The following is a 15,927-nucleotide window of genomic DNA, read 5'->3' as shown; positions in this document are numbered from 1 at the left end:
GCCGTTAGCATGGGCGGGGATTGGGTTTCTAGCCCTCGGCGGCGGTGGGATCGTCATTTTCGACACCCCGCAGCCCTTCCAGTTCCGCAAGGCGGCGTTGAAAGCGCGGTGCGCGCTTGATGCGCGACGTCACATTGCGGGCCATCATATAGCTCAGTTCCGTACGCTCATTGCGGTCAAGTGCGGCCAGCAAACGTCGCAAATAGCCAGGATAGTTGCGCCGCGCGCGGTAGATCTTGGCGAATTGAAGATCGTCAAGTGTGCCCTCGGCGGCCATTTCCATCAGGTCGGGCAGCACGTTCATGGCCATCAGATCGCTCTGGATCGTATCGCCCATGTTGCGCAGGCGGTATTGGGTGACGCCAGCACGGTGGAAGAGGGCGGCGTGCATGGCATCCAGCGTTTCGACCGGGTCATACAGCACGTAGGCCTGTTCGCAGGCATCGAGCATGTCAGGCGCGTAGCCATAGCGCGAGGTGAAATCGGTGCGCCGCATCTCGACAAAGCGGTCGTCCCATTCCGTGACGCGCGGATCAAGCGTGGCCTGCGGCTGGATCACCAGAACGCGGGACCCGGGGGCCGCGACAGAATAGGCGGCAGCGGCGTAACCGCAGGGGCCTGCGCCGTAGAACAGCACGGTCTCGAACTCGTCGAAAAAGCCATCGTCGATCATGTTGTCAAAAAGGCCGATGATATGGCGGTCGCGGAACCACGTGTCGCCATCGGAGGCGATGCAAAGGTGCGACCAGTCATTGTCACGCACCATCGACCAGCCCAATGGCTCGGCCCGCTCGGACAGGGCGCGCATGCCCTGCACCGATTCGAAGGTCACCACCAATGTGTCGCCACGGCGGATATGCGCGGCGAAATGCTTGCGGCCAAGGGCCTTGAAAAATCCATGTTCTTCAGCGGTTTGCGCCAAACGGTTCAGCCATTCGCCCTTGGGCAATTCAGCCATATCCGGCTCAAACGGAGTCATGTCGTCCTGCATTGCTCAATCCTCACATCCCGCATTTAAGCCCGCGGGTTGACGTCAGAGGTACCCTCACATTGGGGCAGAAATGCGGAAAATTTGAGCGACTAATGCGCCGAACGGCGGGCCATGTTGGCGTACTGGATCATGAATTGCGCGGCTTTTGGGGGCACGGGCCGCGTGGGCGGGGTCATCAGAAGGCGACCAAACAAGGCGCGAAACGGCTCTTGCTGCATGAGCGTTTCGAAGCGGGCCTTGCGCCATTCGACGGCCTTTTCGTGCAGGTCGGCAAGGGTGTCGTCCGCCTTGAGTTCTGACAGGATCGCATCGCGCTGCGCGGTGTAGCGGCTGATTGTGCGATCTTCGTCCGTGCAAAAGTTCCGCTCCACCCAGTAGTCCAGACCCAACATGTCGTCGGAATGCACCGCGCGCCCGCGATCGGCTTTGAGCACATAGCTTTCCATGGCGCCCAAAGGGTAGTGGTTCAGCTGTGCCAGTCCGAAATTCGGCCGCCCATAGCCCGAAAAGATGCGCTTGGTCTTGAACTGATCATCCAGCGCGCGGCCATGGCTGTCGAACCAGCGCGCGGTGTCCAGCTTGGCCTCGTTCGCGTCGCGGGGTCGGTGCACGCCCGGTTTTCGATAGGTGCCGTCATTGGCGTAAAGCGTCTTGAACATCGACGCGCGCCACGGCCAGTGCAGCACCTCAGGCGCGGCCATCGGAAACATATCTGTCACGGGCTGGTCCAGATAGCGCACCTGACCGTTGTTCCCAAAGAGCCGCCACGTGAGGGCGATGGCCGTCGCGTCGGGCAGGGCGGCATGCAGCGCCGCGAGTGTGCCGTCGCCGGTGTGGATGTTCACAAACTCATCGATGTCGAGCGGGAGAATCCAATCGGCCCGCTTGACCTGATCCATCTTTGCCGCGGCCTTGAGCGCGGTGAACTGGATACCCCCCTTGTCGTAGGGGCCATCATTGCGCGCATGTGTCAGCCAGCCAAGATCGGCCAGCCGGTCCAGCATCGTATCTGTGCCGTCAGTGCAATCATTGGAAAACACAAGGACATCATCAAAGCCAACCGCCCGGTGATGGGCCAGCCATTCGAGCAGGAACGCCGCTTCGTTTCGAACCGTCAGGAGGGCAAGATGTGTCACCGAAGTGGCCAGGCCCTGCGGAAGGTCACGACCTTCTGGGTCGACAGTTTGGGGTAGTAGGCAAGGCCCGCGCCCATCATCGCACCAAAGACCGCGTTCACACCCTCGGGGCCGATCCATTGCGGGTGCAATTCAATCACCGCGGCGCGCAAAGTGCTGAGGTCCATCTCGGGCAAAAGCTCTGCCTCGCCCCCTTCGATGTCGCAAACCAGGACAGTGGGCTTGATCGCCTTGGTCTGTTGGCCCGCATTGACGACATCGACGAGTTCGGTGCGAATGATGCCATCTCCGTTCGTCTCGTCGGTAGAGGAGGCGAGGATATTGCCGCGCACGTGAAAATCCTTGGTGGCCTTGCGTTTTCCCAGCATGGCGTGGTGCACGGTGGCGTTTTCGATCCCGTTGGCGGCGTGCACCCGTTTGATGTAATCGGCCAGCGCGCCGTTCGCCTCATACACATGGACGTGCGCCGCTTCGCTTCTTTTGGCAATCAGGGTCGAGATGAAGCCCAGCCCGCCGCCCAGCTCAAGTACGATGTCGTCCGGTTGGACGATGCGCAGAACCGCGTCGCCTTCCTTGTTTTCGTACAGACCGCGCCGCAGATTGCCCGCGATGCGCGGCTTCAGCACGTCCATGTCGCGTGGGAAAAGCAGCCCGCGCGGCGTGGTGATCATGTCCTGATCGATCTGTGTCCCGTCCATCTCAACTCTCCATGTCGAGGGCGAGGGCATAGGCCACCCGCTCTGTCTCGGTCAGTTTGACCTTGAGGGCCTGATCGTACAGGTCCTGAAACTCCGGGTTGGCGTGCAACTCATCCGCCTTGGTCCGATGCCAAGTCAGACCGTAGTCGTGCCATTTGCGCAGCTCGGCATCCTGCATCAGAGCGTCATATTCTGTGCGCAGCCGGGGCAGATTGCGTTTGATGGTGATGTCGCGGAAATCGGACCAATCCATACGGATCCAGTAGTTGATGCCAATAGAGCGATCCACATGCAGTGCGCGGCCCCTCTGCCGCTTGATCAGAAATGACTCGGCGCTGCGCAAGGCATAGTGATTGAGTTGCAGCAAGTCGTAACCAATTGATTTTTTGGAACTTCGCCAGCCGTTTTCGGCGACTTCCTTGGTCATGTCCTTGCCGGACCCATTCACCCAACGCACTTTCTTGGCGAATTTCGGGTCCAGCTTGTTTGGTCGGTGGCAGCTGATCTTTTCGTATGCGCCGATATTCTTGAACATGGTCTTGAAGCCCCAGACCGTGTGCGGTTTGGGACAGAATTTCGGGGCGCAGCGGTCAAACTGATCGATGACAAAGTCATCCTTCAGGTCCGTCACGCCGTTATGACCAAACAGCCGCCACGTCATCGCGACATTGGTGGCGTCAGGCACGGCATCAAAGAAGTCCTGCAAAGTGCCGTTGCCCGTGCGCACGTTCATGAACTCGTCCACGTCGATATGGATGATCCAGTCGGCGTTCTTGATCAGCGGTTCCTTGAGCGACTGATTCAGCGCGTATTGCTGGGGCGAATTGCCCTTCCAGTTGTCGTTGTTGCGGTGCTGGATCACGCCCATTTCTTGCAGGCGGTCCAGAATTTCGGTTGTCCCGTCCTCACACCCGTTGGTGTAGATCAGGAAATTGTCGACGCCCATGGCGCGGTGGTACGCGACCCATTCGACGATATAGGGGGCCTCGTTTTTCATGCAGCCGACGATGACGTTGCCGGTTGATTGTTTGGGCAGGTCGCGATGCCCGATGGGCGTATAGGCGGCGGCCAATTCTTCCTCGTTCACGGCGCCCAGCTTGTTGTGGGGCGCAAACGACGAGGTGCGCAGCTTTTCAAAGTTCTGCACGGCGAGCGGTGGCATCAATTGGCGGGCCGTGTCGGTCAGCCCATCATGCGCGGCGGCGGCTGCCGGCACTGGGGCTGCGGTGCCGTTCAGGCGGGCCAGATCGGCGGCTTTGGTCTTGCGTTCGTCATGCGTGGCCTTGTCGATGCGCCACATGAAGCCCAACAGGTATTGCGAAGCACGAAAACCGCGGGTCGGGTCCGCTTCTTCCCAGTCTTTCTTGGCCCGTGGGGCTTTGAACAACGTGGCGGGCAGGGTGTGCGCCTTGGCGATGACCTTGTTCTGATCGGCGAAGGTCTTTGAAATGGCCGAGAGGGAAGCGGGATCGATCGGATCGCCATCTACCTTGATTTCAGTGACCAATGACCGCCAGAGCTGGCGGGGCAGGATGCGCTTTTCGCCAGCCAGCACCTTGAGGATCAGCTCGTTAAGCTGGCGCCCGCGCGCAAGCCATGCGGCAGACGGGTCTTCGGGCACGTCCGCCTTTGTGGCCTTGCCAATGGTCGGTTTGATCTGGAACGCGGCGCGGATTTCGTCTGTGACCGTCTCAGAGGCGAACGCATCCGCATCATAGGCGCGGAAAGTCAGCGCGCCGCTTCCGAACACGCTGTTCCAGTGTCGTTCGAGGGCCGCATAGTCCAGCCAGCAAGGCGGGGCTTGGTTTTCGATGAAAACACCCGCCTGCGGGTTGATCCTTGGGGCCGCGGCCAGCGCATCGGCCCACCACATCTTGCTGCCTGCCATGCCCAGTTCCCGGGCCAGCGACGTGCCGCGCCCTTCCATGATCTGTTCCGCATAGTGCCGCGCCAGCAGGCGGGCAGGTTCGTCAATATGGGCCACAACGCGGATGTCGGTGGACAGGGGTGTCAGCAGCGCCTTCAAACGCTCCAGTTCCGACCGCGACACAAGGCTGACGCCCAGCTGAGAGGCCGACAGGATCAGGTGATCGGGCGAAAACTGCGCCACTTCCTTGGCCAGATCAGAGGCCACAGTGTCATGCAGCACCTTCTGCTTGTCGCCGGTGATATAGCCGCGATTGTAGCGCAACGGGTCGATATGCGCGGCCTCGGTCACCGCCATGTAAAGCCGCGTGTGGTTCTTGTTGCCCAAGGCGCGGGAATAGAGCATGCCCTTGGTCATCAATTGATCCCGCTTGGCCGCCAGCACGTTTTGCAGACGGTCCGCTCCCACCTGTTCCAGCCCGATATGCAGGTGGATTTGCATCACGCAACCTCGTTCAACTTGTTCACATTGGTCTTGCCCCACCAGTTCACCGGCATTTCAAGAAACCCGCTGATCAGGTCCTTGGCCGCGGGGTCGGCCACGTCATATTCCAGAAAGTCGTCATCATCGCGAAAGATGGCGCGCAGATGGGCATAATGCGCCTCGATCCATTGCATCCGTTCGATGCTGGTCTCTCCGAACCCTTCGGGCAGTCCGGGGATATTGTTGGCGGGCAAGCGCGATGTGCCCAGATCGGACCACGCCAGCATGCTTTGCGACATGTGGAACGGGTCGCGGTTGGACGCCAGAAACTTCACACCCGGATTGTGCTTGCGGATCGCCATGATCAGTCCGAAATCCATCTGCGGCCACAGTGACCGTCCTTGGCGCAGCACGCTCATCTCGGAAATGGCGTTGAAATCATCGAAGTAGAAACCGGGATCACCCGTCTCGAAATATCCACGGTAAAGCAAGTCGGCGACAAATTCGTTGTGCATCCGCGTGTTCTTGGTCTGGCGCGGTCTGATCCGATGATCGGCCACATGCAGCCCCGCCCGGCGCAACGCACGCGCCAGCGTTGTGGTGCCGGTCTTGGGCAGGCCGAGGTTCACCACTTTCAAGGTCATGCGGCAGGCTCCAAAATGCCCAATTCGATCAGCATCGCCTCTTCCTGCGGGGGCAGGGTGGATGCTGCGCGCAAGTGTGCCTGCATCGCCTGGTACTCGGGCTGGGCCAGCAATTCATCGCGCTTAGCGATGTGCAGCGCAACGCAATTCTCATGCAGGGCCTTGATCTCTTTGTCTTTCTTCAGCTCCGCCAGCGCCTTTTTCAAATCCGGCAGGTAGCGCCCGATGCTCTTGTCTTCCCACGCGGGGTCATTGCGTTCGCGCCAATAGGTGTCGTCAAACGCGCGGTTTTCGCGGTTCACATCGCCCCTGTCATTCTTGACGAGATAGCTGTCGAGGCTGCGCAGCGCATAGTGGTTGAGCGTCGCAAATTCCCGCGCCCCATGGGCGGGAAAGCGGCGAATACGGCGCGGATTGGCCGCCACCAGAAACTTGTGCTGCACCTTGCGACCCGACCCGTCGGTCCAGTCGGGCCGCGCCTTGCCTTTCTGAAAGGGCCGGTGCGCGCCGAAGTATTGCAAGGGAAAGTCATGGCGAACCAAAGACTTGACCTCAATCGCGGCCTCGCCACACCAGAGATCGGGATTGTGCGAGCGATGGAATTGCCCAATCACCGGTTCATCGACAAACCCGTCCACCCCGTCATTGGCAAAGAACTGAAAGGTCACCGAAATCGCTTGCGGATCTCCGCAAGCCTCGATCAGGGCAGGGATCGTGTGATCGCCCACATGAATGTTCAGAAACTCGTCCACATCCGCGACCCAGACCCAATCCGCCTCCGTCACGATGTCCTGACGGCGCGCGTCTTTCAGCGCCTCCATCTGGTAATTGCGCCCCTCCGCCGGGTTGGGCAGATGCTGGCACAGACCACGTGTCGCCAGCGCGTCCAGCAGGGTATCAGTCCCATCGGTGCAATCATTGGAATAGAACAGGTGATCGGTCACACCGATCAGGCGGTTGAAGGCGATCCACTCCAACAGGAACGGCCCTTCGTTCTTCACGCACGTCACCGCTGTTACGCGCATCCCACGCCCGCCCTATCTGTTGGAGCCATTGCCCGCCGCCTTACGTCCCGGGTTCGCGTGCCTTATGCCGCAAACCTCTTTTTCAACTGGTTAACATCATGCCATTTCACACGAATCACGTCAACGCGCACGACTTAAGGAGGCCTTGACGACAGGCCCAGACGATGCAGGTTGGACCCAAAGAAGGACATGCCCATGCAAACGCCCACCTCGATCGACGCCGTCCAGTCCATGCTGAGCGAACAGGGCTATGTCTGCGACCGCGCGCTTGGCACGGTGGTGTTCCTGAGCCTGTCGCTGGGCCGGCCCCTGTTTCTGGAAGGGGAGGCGGGCGTGGGCAAGACCGAGATCGCCAAGGCACTGGCTGCCGCATTGGGCCGCCGCCTGATCCGTCTGCAATGCTACGAGGGGCTCGATGCGTCGTCTGCGGTCTACGAATGGAACTTCCCGGCGCAGATGGTGGCGATCCGCACGGCGGAAGCGGCGGGCGGTGCCGACCGCAAGGCGCTGCAGACGGAACTCTTTTCCGACGAATACCTGATCGAACGGCCTTTGCTGGACGCCATGCGCCCGGATGAAAACGGCGCACCCGTGCTGCTGATCGACGAATTGGACCGCACGGACGAACCTTTTGAGGCGTTCCTGCTCGAAGCGCTGTCGGATTTTCAGGTCACGATCCCCGAGTTGGGCACGATCAAGGCCCCCGAGCCGCCCATTGTGATCCTGACGTCAAACCGCACCCGCGAAGTGCATGACGCTCTGAAACGCCGCTGCCTCTATCATTGGGTCGACTATCCGAATTTCGACCGCGAAATGGAAATCCTGCAGGCCCGCGCGCCCGAAGCGGCCGCCGAACTCAGCCGCGAAGTGGTGGCCTTCGTCCAACGGCTCAGAACCGAAGACCTGTTCAAGAAGCCGGGCGTGGCCGAAACCATCGATTGGGCGAAATGCCTGCTGGCGCTTGATGTGATCACACTCAGCCCCGAGGTCATCGCCGACACGCTCGGCGCCATCCTGAAATACCAGGATGACATTCAGAAGCTGCAGGGGTCGGAAGCCAAGCGTTTGCTGGACGAGGCGAAAGCATCGCTCGAGCCTGCATGATTTGATGACCGTCGCACCTGTCATCCATATCGGCGGCTGGCCCGGGGCGGGAAAGAAGACGGTTGGGCGGATCGTGGCGGATCAAATGGGCGGGCGATTGATCCACAACCACATCATGCTTGATGCTGCACGGGCGATCTATGCGCGCGACACGCCGGAAAGCATCGCTATGCGCGAAGAGGTGCGAACCCTCATCCTGGCCCATGCACGTCGCTTGCCCTCGGATGTACCGATTGTCCTGACAGATGCGCTTGCCGACGAACCGGCGGCCATTCCCCTGTTCCAGCCCACATTGGACCTTGCGCGGGACCGAAACGCCCCCTTGCATCTGTTTGTCCTGAACTTGTCGGTCGCCGAAAACCAACGCCGCCTGACTGATCCATCCCGCTTGGGAAGCGACAAACTGACCGATGCCAACGTGCTGAAAACGCTTCGGGGCAAGGACAAGCTCTTTGTTCAGGACAGTACCCGGATGCTGGACGTGACCAATATGTCCGCTCAAGATGCGGCGGATAGAATCTGCGCGTATGTGGAGCAGCCGAATGCCTGAATACGCCCCCCTTGAATTGCCTGAAAACCCAAAGCTTGCAGGCAACATCACCCATTTCGCCCGCGCTTTGCGCCGCGCTGGCCTGCCCATCGGGACCGGGCGGGTGATGGATGCGGTCACGGCCGTGACCAAGGCGGGCTTCACCGAAAAACGCGACTTCTACTGGACGCTTCATGCCTGTTTTGTCTCGAAGCCCGAGCACCGTGTGGTCTTTGCCCAGATCTTTCGCCTCTACTGGCGCGACCCGCGGTATCTGGAACACATGATGGCCGCAATGCTGCCAGCCGTGCGCGGGGTGCAGGAAGATCGCGGCGCACAAGCCGCCGAGAAACGTGCGGCTGAGGCACTGCTAGATGGCGCAGGCGACGACATCGACCTGCCGGAGATGGAGGAGGACGGGACCGAGATCGAGATTGACGCCTCACTGACCATGAGCGCCGAGGAAAAGTTGAAAACCCTCGATTTCGAACAGATGAGCACGGCAGAGATGGCCCAGGCCAAAGCGATGCTGGCCCGCATGGCACTGCCCGTCGATCCCGTGCCGACCCGACGCACCCGCATGGCAGGTCTGGGCCGCGTCGACCCGGCACGGACCTTGCGCGCGGCGATGCGTCAGGGCGGCGAGCTGCGCGATCTGCACTGGAAAACCCCCCGGGTGCGCTATCCGAACCTGGTGGCGCTGTGCGATATCTCGGGCTCCATGAGCCAATATTCCCGCGTCGTGCTGCACTTCCTCCATGCGGTGGCGAATGCCAAGGGGGCGGGATGGGCCAAAGTGCACGCGTTTACCTTTGGCACACGGCTGACCAACATCACCCGGCATCTGGACCAACGGGACGTGGATGCGGCCTTGAAAGCGGCAGGGGCCGAAGCGCAGGATTGGGAAGGCGGCACGCGGATCGGCGCCTGCCTCGAGACGTTCAACCGCGACTGGTCCCGGCGGGTGTTGGGGCAGGGGGCGGTGGTCCTGCTGATCACCGACGGGCTTGACCGGGACGACCCGGATGCGCTGGAAAAGCAGATGGAGCGCCTGCATCTCTCCGCAAGCCGCCTGATCTGGATCAACCCATTGTTAAGATGGGAGGATTTCGCCCCCCGTGCCCGCGGTATCGCGGCCATGCTGCCCCATGTGGACAGCTTCCGCGCCGGTCATTCCATCGCCTCGATCGAGCAACTCGCGCGCGTCATTTCCCTCCGCGACGACGTGGGCGACCGCGACCGGCTGCTTCGGATGATCCACGCCTGACGCGGGCCAAGATTTTTCGTACGAAAAATCTCATCGTCCCCGCGGGGTCACGCAAAGGTGTCGGCGAAACTGTTGCGATAGATCTCTGACAACTCCGTCAAGGGCGCGGAACTGTTGCCCATCCACACCGTGTCGCCCGAGAACTTGCCCACCGACACAATCGGCACGCCGGCACGACCCGCCGCGATCATCAGCGCCTCTGCCTTGTCAAAGGAGCAGGCCACCAGATAGCGCGCCTGATCCTCACCAAAGAAGCTGCCCATCTCGCTGGCGTCGATCCAGACGCCGACGTCTGCTGCCTCTGCAAGTTCAAAAGCCGCAAGCGCCAGCCCGCCGTCGCTCAGGTCGGTACAGGCGTTGATCAAGTGCCTGTTTTCACGAATGAAATCGCCGTTGCGTTTTTCCGCGTCCAGATCGACATGCGGCGCGTCCCCGTCGGTACGCCCGAACACTTCGGCCAGGATCGCGGACTGTCCCAGATGGCCGCCGCAGGTGCCCACCAGCAACGCCACATGTCCCTCGCGCACATCGCCGCCGATGATGTTGTCCGGGTGATCGATCAGGCCGACAGCACCGATGGTGGGCGTGGGCAGAATGCCCGCGCCGTCGGTCTCATTATAAAGCGACACGTTGCCCGACACGATGGGCATGTCGAGTGCGGCGCAGGCCTGCCCGATGCCGTCGAGCGCGCCCACGAACTGGCCCATGATCTCGGGCTTTTCGGGATTGCCGAAGTTGAGGTTGTCCGTGGTTGCAAGGGGTTTGGCCCCGACAGCCGTGAGGTTGCGGTAGGCTTCGGCCACCGCCTGCTTGCCGCCTTCGACCGGGTTGGCTTTGACGTAGCGCGGGGTGACATCAGAGGTAAAGGCCAGCGACTTGTCGGTGCCGTGCACGCGCATGATGCCTGCGCCTGCGCCCGGCGTGCGGGCGCTGTCGGCCATGACCATGGTGTCGTATTGCTCGAACACCCATTGTTTGGACGTGTAGTTGGGACTGGCCAGCAGCGCCTTTAGCCCGTCGATGGGGTCGATGCTGGGCACGTCCGCAAGCTCTTCGGCGGCGGGGGTGGGCTCCCATGGGCGGTCATATTCAGGGGCTTCGGAGGCGAGTTTGGACAGGGGCAGGTCAGCTTTGACCGTGCCGTCATGTTCGATCACGAAGCGATCTTCTGCGATGGTTTCGCCAACGATGGCGAAGTCGAGATCCCATTTGTCAAAGACGGCCTTGGCCTCGGCTTCCAGTTCGGGGTTCAGGACCATGAGCATGCGTTCCTGAGATTCCGACAACATCATTTCGTAGGCGGTCATGTTCTCTTCGCGCACGGGCACGGCGTTCAGGTTCAGCTTGACGCCAAGCCCACCCTTGTCGCCCATTTCCACCGCAGAGCAGGTGAGGCCAGCGGCCCCCATGTCCTGGATGGAGATGACAGCACCGGTCTGCATCAACTCAAGCGTCGCTTCCATCAGGCGCTTTTCGGTGAAGGGGTCACCGACCTGCACGGTGGGGCGCTTTTCTTCGATTGTGTCGTCGAATTCTGCGGAGGCCATGGTGGCCCCGCCCACGCCGTCCCGTCCGGTCTTGGCACCGAGGTAGACAACGGGCATACCGAGGCCGGAGGCGGCGGAGTAGAAGATCTTGTCGGCGTCGGCGAGACCGGCGGCGAAGGCGTTCACGAGGCAGTTGCCATTGTAGGCCGGATCAAAGCGCACCTCGCCGCCCGCGCAGGGTACGCCGAACGCGTTGCCGTAACCGCCGATACCTTCGACCACACCGTGGACAAGCTGGCGGGTTTTGGGGTGGTCGGGTTCTCCGAAGGACAGGGCATTCATGGACGCGATGGGGCGCGCGCCCATGGTGAAGACGTCGCGCAGGATGCCGCCCATGCCGGTGGCGGCCCCTTGGTAGGGTTCGATGTAGCTGGGGTGGTTGTGGCTTTCCATCTTGAAGACCACGGCTTGGCCATCGCCGATGTCGACGACGCCTGCGTTTTCGCCGGGGCCGCAGATCACTTGCGGTCCGGTGGTGGGCAGCTTTTTCAGATGGATCTTGGAGGATTTGTAGGAGCAGTGTTCGTTCCACATGGCCGAAAAGATGCCAAGCTCGGTGAAGGTCGGCTCGCGCCCGATGATCTGGAGGATGCGGTCGTATTCGTCCGGGCTGAGCCCGTGACTGGCGATCAGATCATCGGTGATTTTCGGCTCGTTCATGTGTCGTCCCCCGGCTTTGGCACGCTCTTTAGAGCAGGGACGGGCGGGGGGAAAGGGTTTGTCCCCGCGGGGACAGCCTGTTCGGCGCGTTTAGCCCATATTCATCGCTTTGTGATCGGTCAGACGGATCAAGGGCTTGGCCCTACGGGCGGTCCGTTTCGCAGATTTTAACCACGTTTCGGCAAGCTGACGCGTGATCGGGTGCGGGACCATGCGCAGTGGCGCGGGCTGCTTATTGGCTTTCGAGCCACGTCCACGCGTCCGCCGCGATCGCTGGCCCTGCATCATAAAACCAATGGGTGTGATCGGGGATGATGTGCAAATCGACATCGTGCCCCTTCGTTGCAAGATCATTGGCGACGTACCGTGCCGCGTCCGTTTGGAAGATGTGGTCACGGGAGCCGAGATAGTAGCGGATTGGTTTCGGTGTTTCGGGAATGATCGCCGATGCGGGGTCAGCAAAGCCCGCGTGCATTGCTGCGGCCCGCCATGGCCCTTCGGTCTGGTTGATCAGGGCTTGGACGTAGGCTGCACCGTTCGAATGGCCGAAGAGGTAGACACGGCTTGGGTCGATGTGCGCGGCGACATCTTCTTGTGCGATGATGTCATGTAGAACTGTGGGTTCCACGCGATCTGGGGGCCAGTTCTGATCACGACCATCAAGCGCTATGAGCATCACGCCTTTCCGGTCTGCCACGTCCCGCCACATGTCGATCATCGAAAGACCATCGCGGCCTGCACCATGGAACAGGAGGACGACGGGAAAGGGTCCGGCACCGGTTTCGGGCTGATAGCTGTGCCACCGATATCTGCCCAGATCATGGGGGATCGCGGTGTCGATGGTGTCGGCGGGCACCGAATAGGTCGGGTTCCCGATGTAGGGCACAAAGAGATCAGCGCGGTCTGTTTCGGCGAATTGACCTGCGCGTTTCGGGACCTCCAGCGCGGCCATGCGAAAGCCGGTGTCCGGGCGCGCAAGATCGCTCCACCACGTGAGGCCAAGATACCCGAGGCAGACAAGCGCGATGCACAGAACAAGACGACGCATGAGCATTGAACCCTTTCGACACGGCCACGCCTTGACCCGCGTTGCCATTGCCGTGAAAGCAGCCATTGGCTTGTGGCGCTTTTAAGGTTTGCCATAATCCTCCATCGGGGGGCAGGTGCAGGACAGGTTCCGGTCGCCCCACACGTTGTCGACGCGGTTGACCGGGGGCCAGTATTTGTCGACGCGGAAGGAGCCCGCCGGGAAACAGGCGCTTTCGCGGCTGTAGGGGCGGTCCCAGTCGCGGACCAGATCCTCCATCGTGTGGGGGGCGTTTTTCAGCGGGTTGTTTTCCGGGTCCAGTGTGCCGTCTTCGATCGCTTTGATCTCGTCGCGGATGCCCAGCATGGCGTCGCAGAAACGGTCCAACTCGGCCTTGTTTTCCGATTCCGTGGGTTCGATCATCAGCGTTCCTGCGACGGGCCATGACATGGTGGGCGCGTGAAAGCCGCAATCGGCCAGACGCTTGGCAATGTCGTCCACCGTGATGTGGGCGCTGTCGGCGAAGGGCCGTGTGTCGATGATGCATTCATGGGCCACGCGGCCTGTTGGCCCTTTGTAGAGCACGTCGAACGCCCCTTCGAGCCGTTTGGCGATGTAGTTGGCGTTCAGGATCGCCACACGCGTGGCCTGCGTCAGCCCGTCGCCGCCCATCATCAGGCAATAGGCCCATGAGATCGGCAGCAGCGAGGGCGAGCCGAAGGCCGCGGCGCTGACCGCGCCCTCTCCGCCGTTGGGATCGCCGGGCAGGTGCGGTGTGAGGTGGGCTTTGACCCCGATGGGCCCCATGCCGGGGCCGCCGCCGCCGTGGGGGATGCAGAACGTCTTGTGCAGGTTGAGGTGGCTGACATCCCCGCCCAGATCGCCGGGGCGGCTGAGGCCGACCATGGCGTTCATGTTGGCCCCGTCGATATAGACCTGACCGCCCGCGTCATGGGTGATCTTGCAGACCTCGATCACCGTTTCTTCGAACACGCCGTGGGTGGAGGGGTAGGTGATCATGCAGCCCGCGAGGTTGTCGCGGTGTTCTTCGACCTTGGCTTTGAAGTCGTCCACGTCGATATCGCCGTTGTCTGCGGATTTCACCGGCACGACTTTCCAACCGACCATCTGGGCGGAGGCGGGGTTGGTGCCATGTGCGCTCATCGGAATAAGGCAGATGTTGCGGTGGCCCTGGCCCTGGGCGCGGTGATAGCTGGCGATGCTGAGAAGCCCCGCATATTCGCCCTGCGCGCCCGAGTTGGGCTGCATCGAGATCGCGTCGTAGCCGGTGATATCGCAGAGCTTGGCGGACAGATCGTCGATCATTTCGATATAGCCCGCCGCCTGATCCTTGGGGCAGTAGGGGTGCAGGAGGGAGAACTCGCGCCAGCTGACCGGCATCATTTCGGCGGCCGAGTTCAGCTTCATCGTGCAGGAGCCGAGCGGGATCATCGCCCGGTCCAGCGCCAGATCGCGGTCGGCCAGACGGCGCATGTAGCGCATCATTTCCGTTTCCGCCCGGTTCATGTGGAAGATCGGGTGCGTCATGAAATCGGAGGTGCGGATCAGCTTGTCCGGCATGTTGTAATGCGGGGTGTAATCCCTGTCCTGCCGGTCGATGCCGAAGGCGCGCCAGACCTTTTCGATGATTTCGGGGCGGGTGGCTTCGTCCAGCGTGATGCCGACCTTGGTTTTGCCGACGGCGCGCAGGTTGACGCCCTCGTCTACCGCGGACTTGATCACTGCGGCTTGCAGCGGGCCCAGTTCGACCGTGATGGTGTCGAAGAAGGTGGCGGGGCGCACGTCGAAGCCCGCCTGTTTCAGCCCCTCTGCCAGCCGCGCGGTTTTGCGGTGGATGCGTTGGGCGATGGCCTTGAGGCCCTCTGGGCCGTGGAAGACACTGTAAAAGCCCGCCATGACGGCGAGCAGGGCCTGCGCCGTGCAGACATTTGACGTCGCCTTTTCCCGGCGGATGTGTTGTTCGCGGGTTTGCAGGGACAGCCGGTAGGCGCGGTTGCCGTGGCTGTCGATGGACACGCCAACAATACGGCCCGGCATGTTGCGGGCATAGGCCGCCTTGGTCGCCATGTAGGCGGCGTGGGGACCGCCGTAGCCCATGGGCACGCCGAAGCGCTGGGTGTTGCCCACCGCGATGTCCGCGCCCATGGCGCCGGGTTCCTTGAGCAATGTGAGCGAGAGCGGGTCGGCTGCGATGATGCCGATGGCCTTGGCCTCGTGCAGTTTCGCAATCGGGTCGGTGAAGTCCCGGACGTGACCGTATGTTCCGGGGTATTGGAAGATTGCGCCGAACACTGCGCCCGGGTCCAGATCGTCGGGGTTGCCCACCATGATGTCGATGCCGAGCGGTGCGGCCCGCGTCTGCATCACGGCGATGTTCTGGGGGTGGCAGTTTTCGTCGACGAAGAAGCCGGTGGCTTTGGATTTGGCAACGCGCTGGGCCATGGTCATCGCTTCGGCACAGGCGGTGGATTCGTCCAGGAGCGAGGCGTTGGCAATCTCAAGCCCCGTCAGGTCCGACACCATGGTCTGGAAATTCAGGAGCGCTTCGAGCCGACCCTGGCTGATTTCGGGCTGGTAGGGGGTGTAGGCGGTGTACCACGCCGGGTTTTCGAGGATATTGCGCAGGATCGCGGGGGGTGTGACCGTGCCGTGATAGCCTTGGCCGATCAGCGAGGTCAGCACCTTGTTCTTTGAGGCTGTGACCCGCATGTGGTGCAGCAGTTCCCGTTCGGACTTGGCCTTGCCGAAGTCCAGCGGGTCCTTTTGCCGGATGTTGGCGGGGATCGTGTCGTCGATCAGCGCATAAAGGTCTTTCGCCCCCACCACGTTCAGCATCTCGTCCATTTCGGCGGGGGATGGCCCGATATGGCGACGGTTCGCGAAGTCATAGGGCAGGTAGTCGGTGGGTTTGAAAGCCATGGTGCGTTC

At 61.6% G+C, this 15,927-nt stretch carries 12 protein-coding genes; 3 read left to right on the top strand and 9 right to left on the bottom strand.

Features of this window, described 5'->3' with window-relative positions; all coding sequences use genetic code 11:
* Positions 1-28: 28 nt before the first annotated feature.
* The 6 genes from Q1A32_RS13015 to Q1A32_RS12990 form a co-directional block, all read right to left on the bottom strand.
* Positions 29-991 (bottom strand): phosphoadenosine phosphosulfate reductase, encoded by a 963-nt coding sequence (locus Q1A32_RS13015; protein ID WP_299653838.1) that lies wholly within the window; start codon positions 989-991, stop codon positions 29-31.
* Positions 992-1,080: 89 nt separating this feature from the next.
* A complete protein-coding gene (locus Q1A32_RS13010; protein WP_299653835.1) occupies positions 1,081-2,127 on the bottom strand; it encodes a glycosyltransferase family 2 protein in 1,047 nt (348 codons plus the stop codon).
* A complete protein-coding gene (locus Q1A32_RS13005; protein WP_299653832.1) occupies positions 2,124-2,825 on the bottom strand; it encodes an FkbM family methyltransferase in 702 nt (233 codons plus the stop codon). Before Q1A32_RS13005 ends, Q1A32_RS13010 begins: the two co-directional genes overlap by 4 nt.
* Before the next feature lies 1 nt (position 2,826).
* Positions 2,827-5,193, bottom strand: coding sequence for a glycosyltransferase family 2 protein (locus tag Q1A32_RS13000; RefSeq protein WP_299653829.1), 2,367 nt, complete (start codon positions 5,191-5,193; stop codon positions 2,827-2,829).
* On the bottom strand, positions 5,193-5,819 hold the full coding sequence (locus Q1A32_RS12995; protein WP_299612230.1) for a hypothetical protein: 627 nt from the start codon (positions 5,817-5,819) through the stop codon (positions 5,193-5,195). The genes Q1A32_RS13000 and Q1A32_RS12995 overlap by 1 nt, the downstream gene beginning before the upstream one ends.
* Complete coding sequence (locus Q1A32_RS12990; RefSeq protein WP_299653825.1) at positions 5,816-6,844, bottom strand: glycosyltransferase family 2 protein; 1,029 nt, start codon at positions 6,842-6,844, stop codon at positions 5,816-5,818. The genes Q1A32_RS12995 and Q1A32_RS12990 overlap by 4 nt, the downstream gene beginning before the upstream one ends.
* Positions 6,845-7,039: 195 nt before the next feature.
* Here Q1A32_RS12990 and Q1A32_RS12985 point away from each other — a divergent pair, with 195 nt between their 5' ends.
* From Q1A32_RS12985 to Q1A32_RS12975, 3 genes are read left to right on the top strand one after another with little or no spacing between them, the layout of a single operon-like run.
* Positions 7,040-7,948, top strand: a complete 909-nt coding sequence (locus tag Q1A32_RS12985; protein ID WP_299653822.1) for a MoxR family ATPase — start codon at positions 7,040-7,042, stop codon at positions 7,946-7,948.
* Between the two features lie 4 nt (positions 7,949-7,952).
* Positions 7,953-8,498, top strand: coding sequence for a hypothetical protein (locus tag Q1A32_RS12980; protein ID WP_299653819.1), 546 nt, complete (start codon positions 7,953-7,955; stop codon positions 8,496-8,498).
* On the top strand, positions 8,491-9,744 hold the full coding sequence (locus Q1A32_RS12975; protein WP_299653816.1) for a VWA domain-containing protein: 1,254 nt from the start codon (positions 8,491-8,493) through the stop codon (positions 9,742-9,744). Before Q1A32_RS12980 ends, Q1A32_RS12975 begins: the two co-directional genes overlap by 8 nt.
* Before the next feature lie 47 nt (positions 9,745-9,791).
* Here Q1A32_RS12975 and purL read toward each other — a convergent pair whose 3' ends face one another.
* From purL to gcvP, 3 genes are all read right to left on the bottom strand, one after another.
* Positions 9,792-11,951 (bottom strand): phosphoribosylformylglycinamidine synthase subunit PurL, encoded by a 2,160-nt coding sequence (purL, locus tag Q1A32_RS12970; protein ID WP_299653814.1) that lies wholly within the window; start codon positions 11,949-11,951, stop codon positions 9,792-9,794.
* A 232-nt stretch (positions 11,952-12,183) separates the two neighbouring features.
* Positions 12,184-12,999 carry a prolyl oligopeptidase family serine peptidase gene (locus Q1A32_RS12965; RefSeq protein ID WP_299653811.1) on the bottom strand — a complete coding sequence of 272 codons (816 nt, stop codon included), beginning with the start codon at positions 12,997-12,999 and terminating at the stop codon, positions 12,184-12,186.
* Positions 13,000-13,080: 81 nt separating this feature from the next.
* Positions 13,081-15,918 (bottom strand): aminomethyl-transferring glycine dehydrogenase, encoded by a 2,838-nt coding sequence (gene gcvP, locus Q1A32_RS12960; protein ID WP_299653808.1) that lies wholly within the window; start codon positions 15,916-15,918, stop codon positions 13,081-13,083.
* Between the last annotated feature and the right edge of the window lie 9 nt (positions 15,919-15,927).

Origin of the sequence: uncultured Tateyamaria sp. (genome assembly GCF_947503415.1) — a bacterium.
GTDB lineage: Bacteria > Pseudomonadota > Alphaproteobacteria > Rhodobacterales > Rhodobacteraceae > Tateyamaria.
The sequence above is the reverse complement of the archived record's forward strand: the minus strand, read 5'-3'. Positions and strand labels throughout refer to the sequence as shown.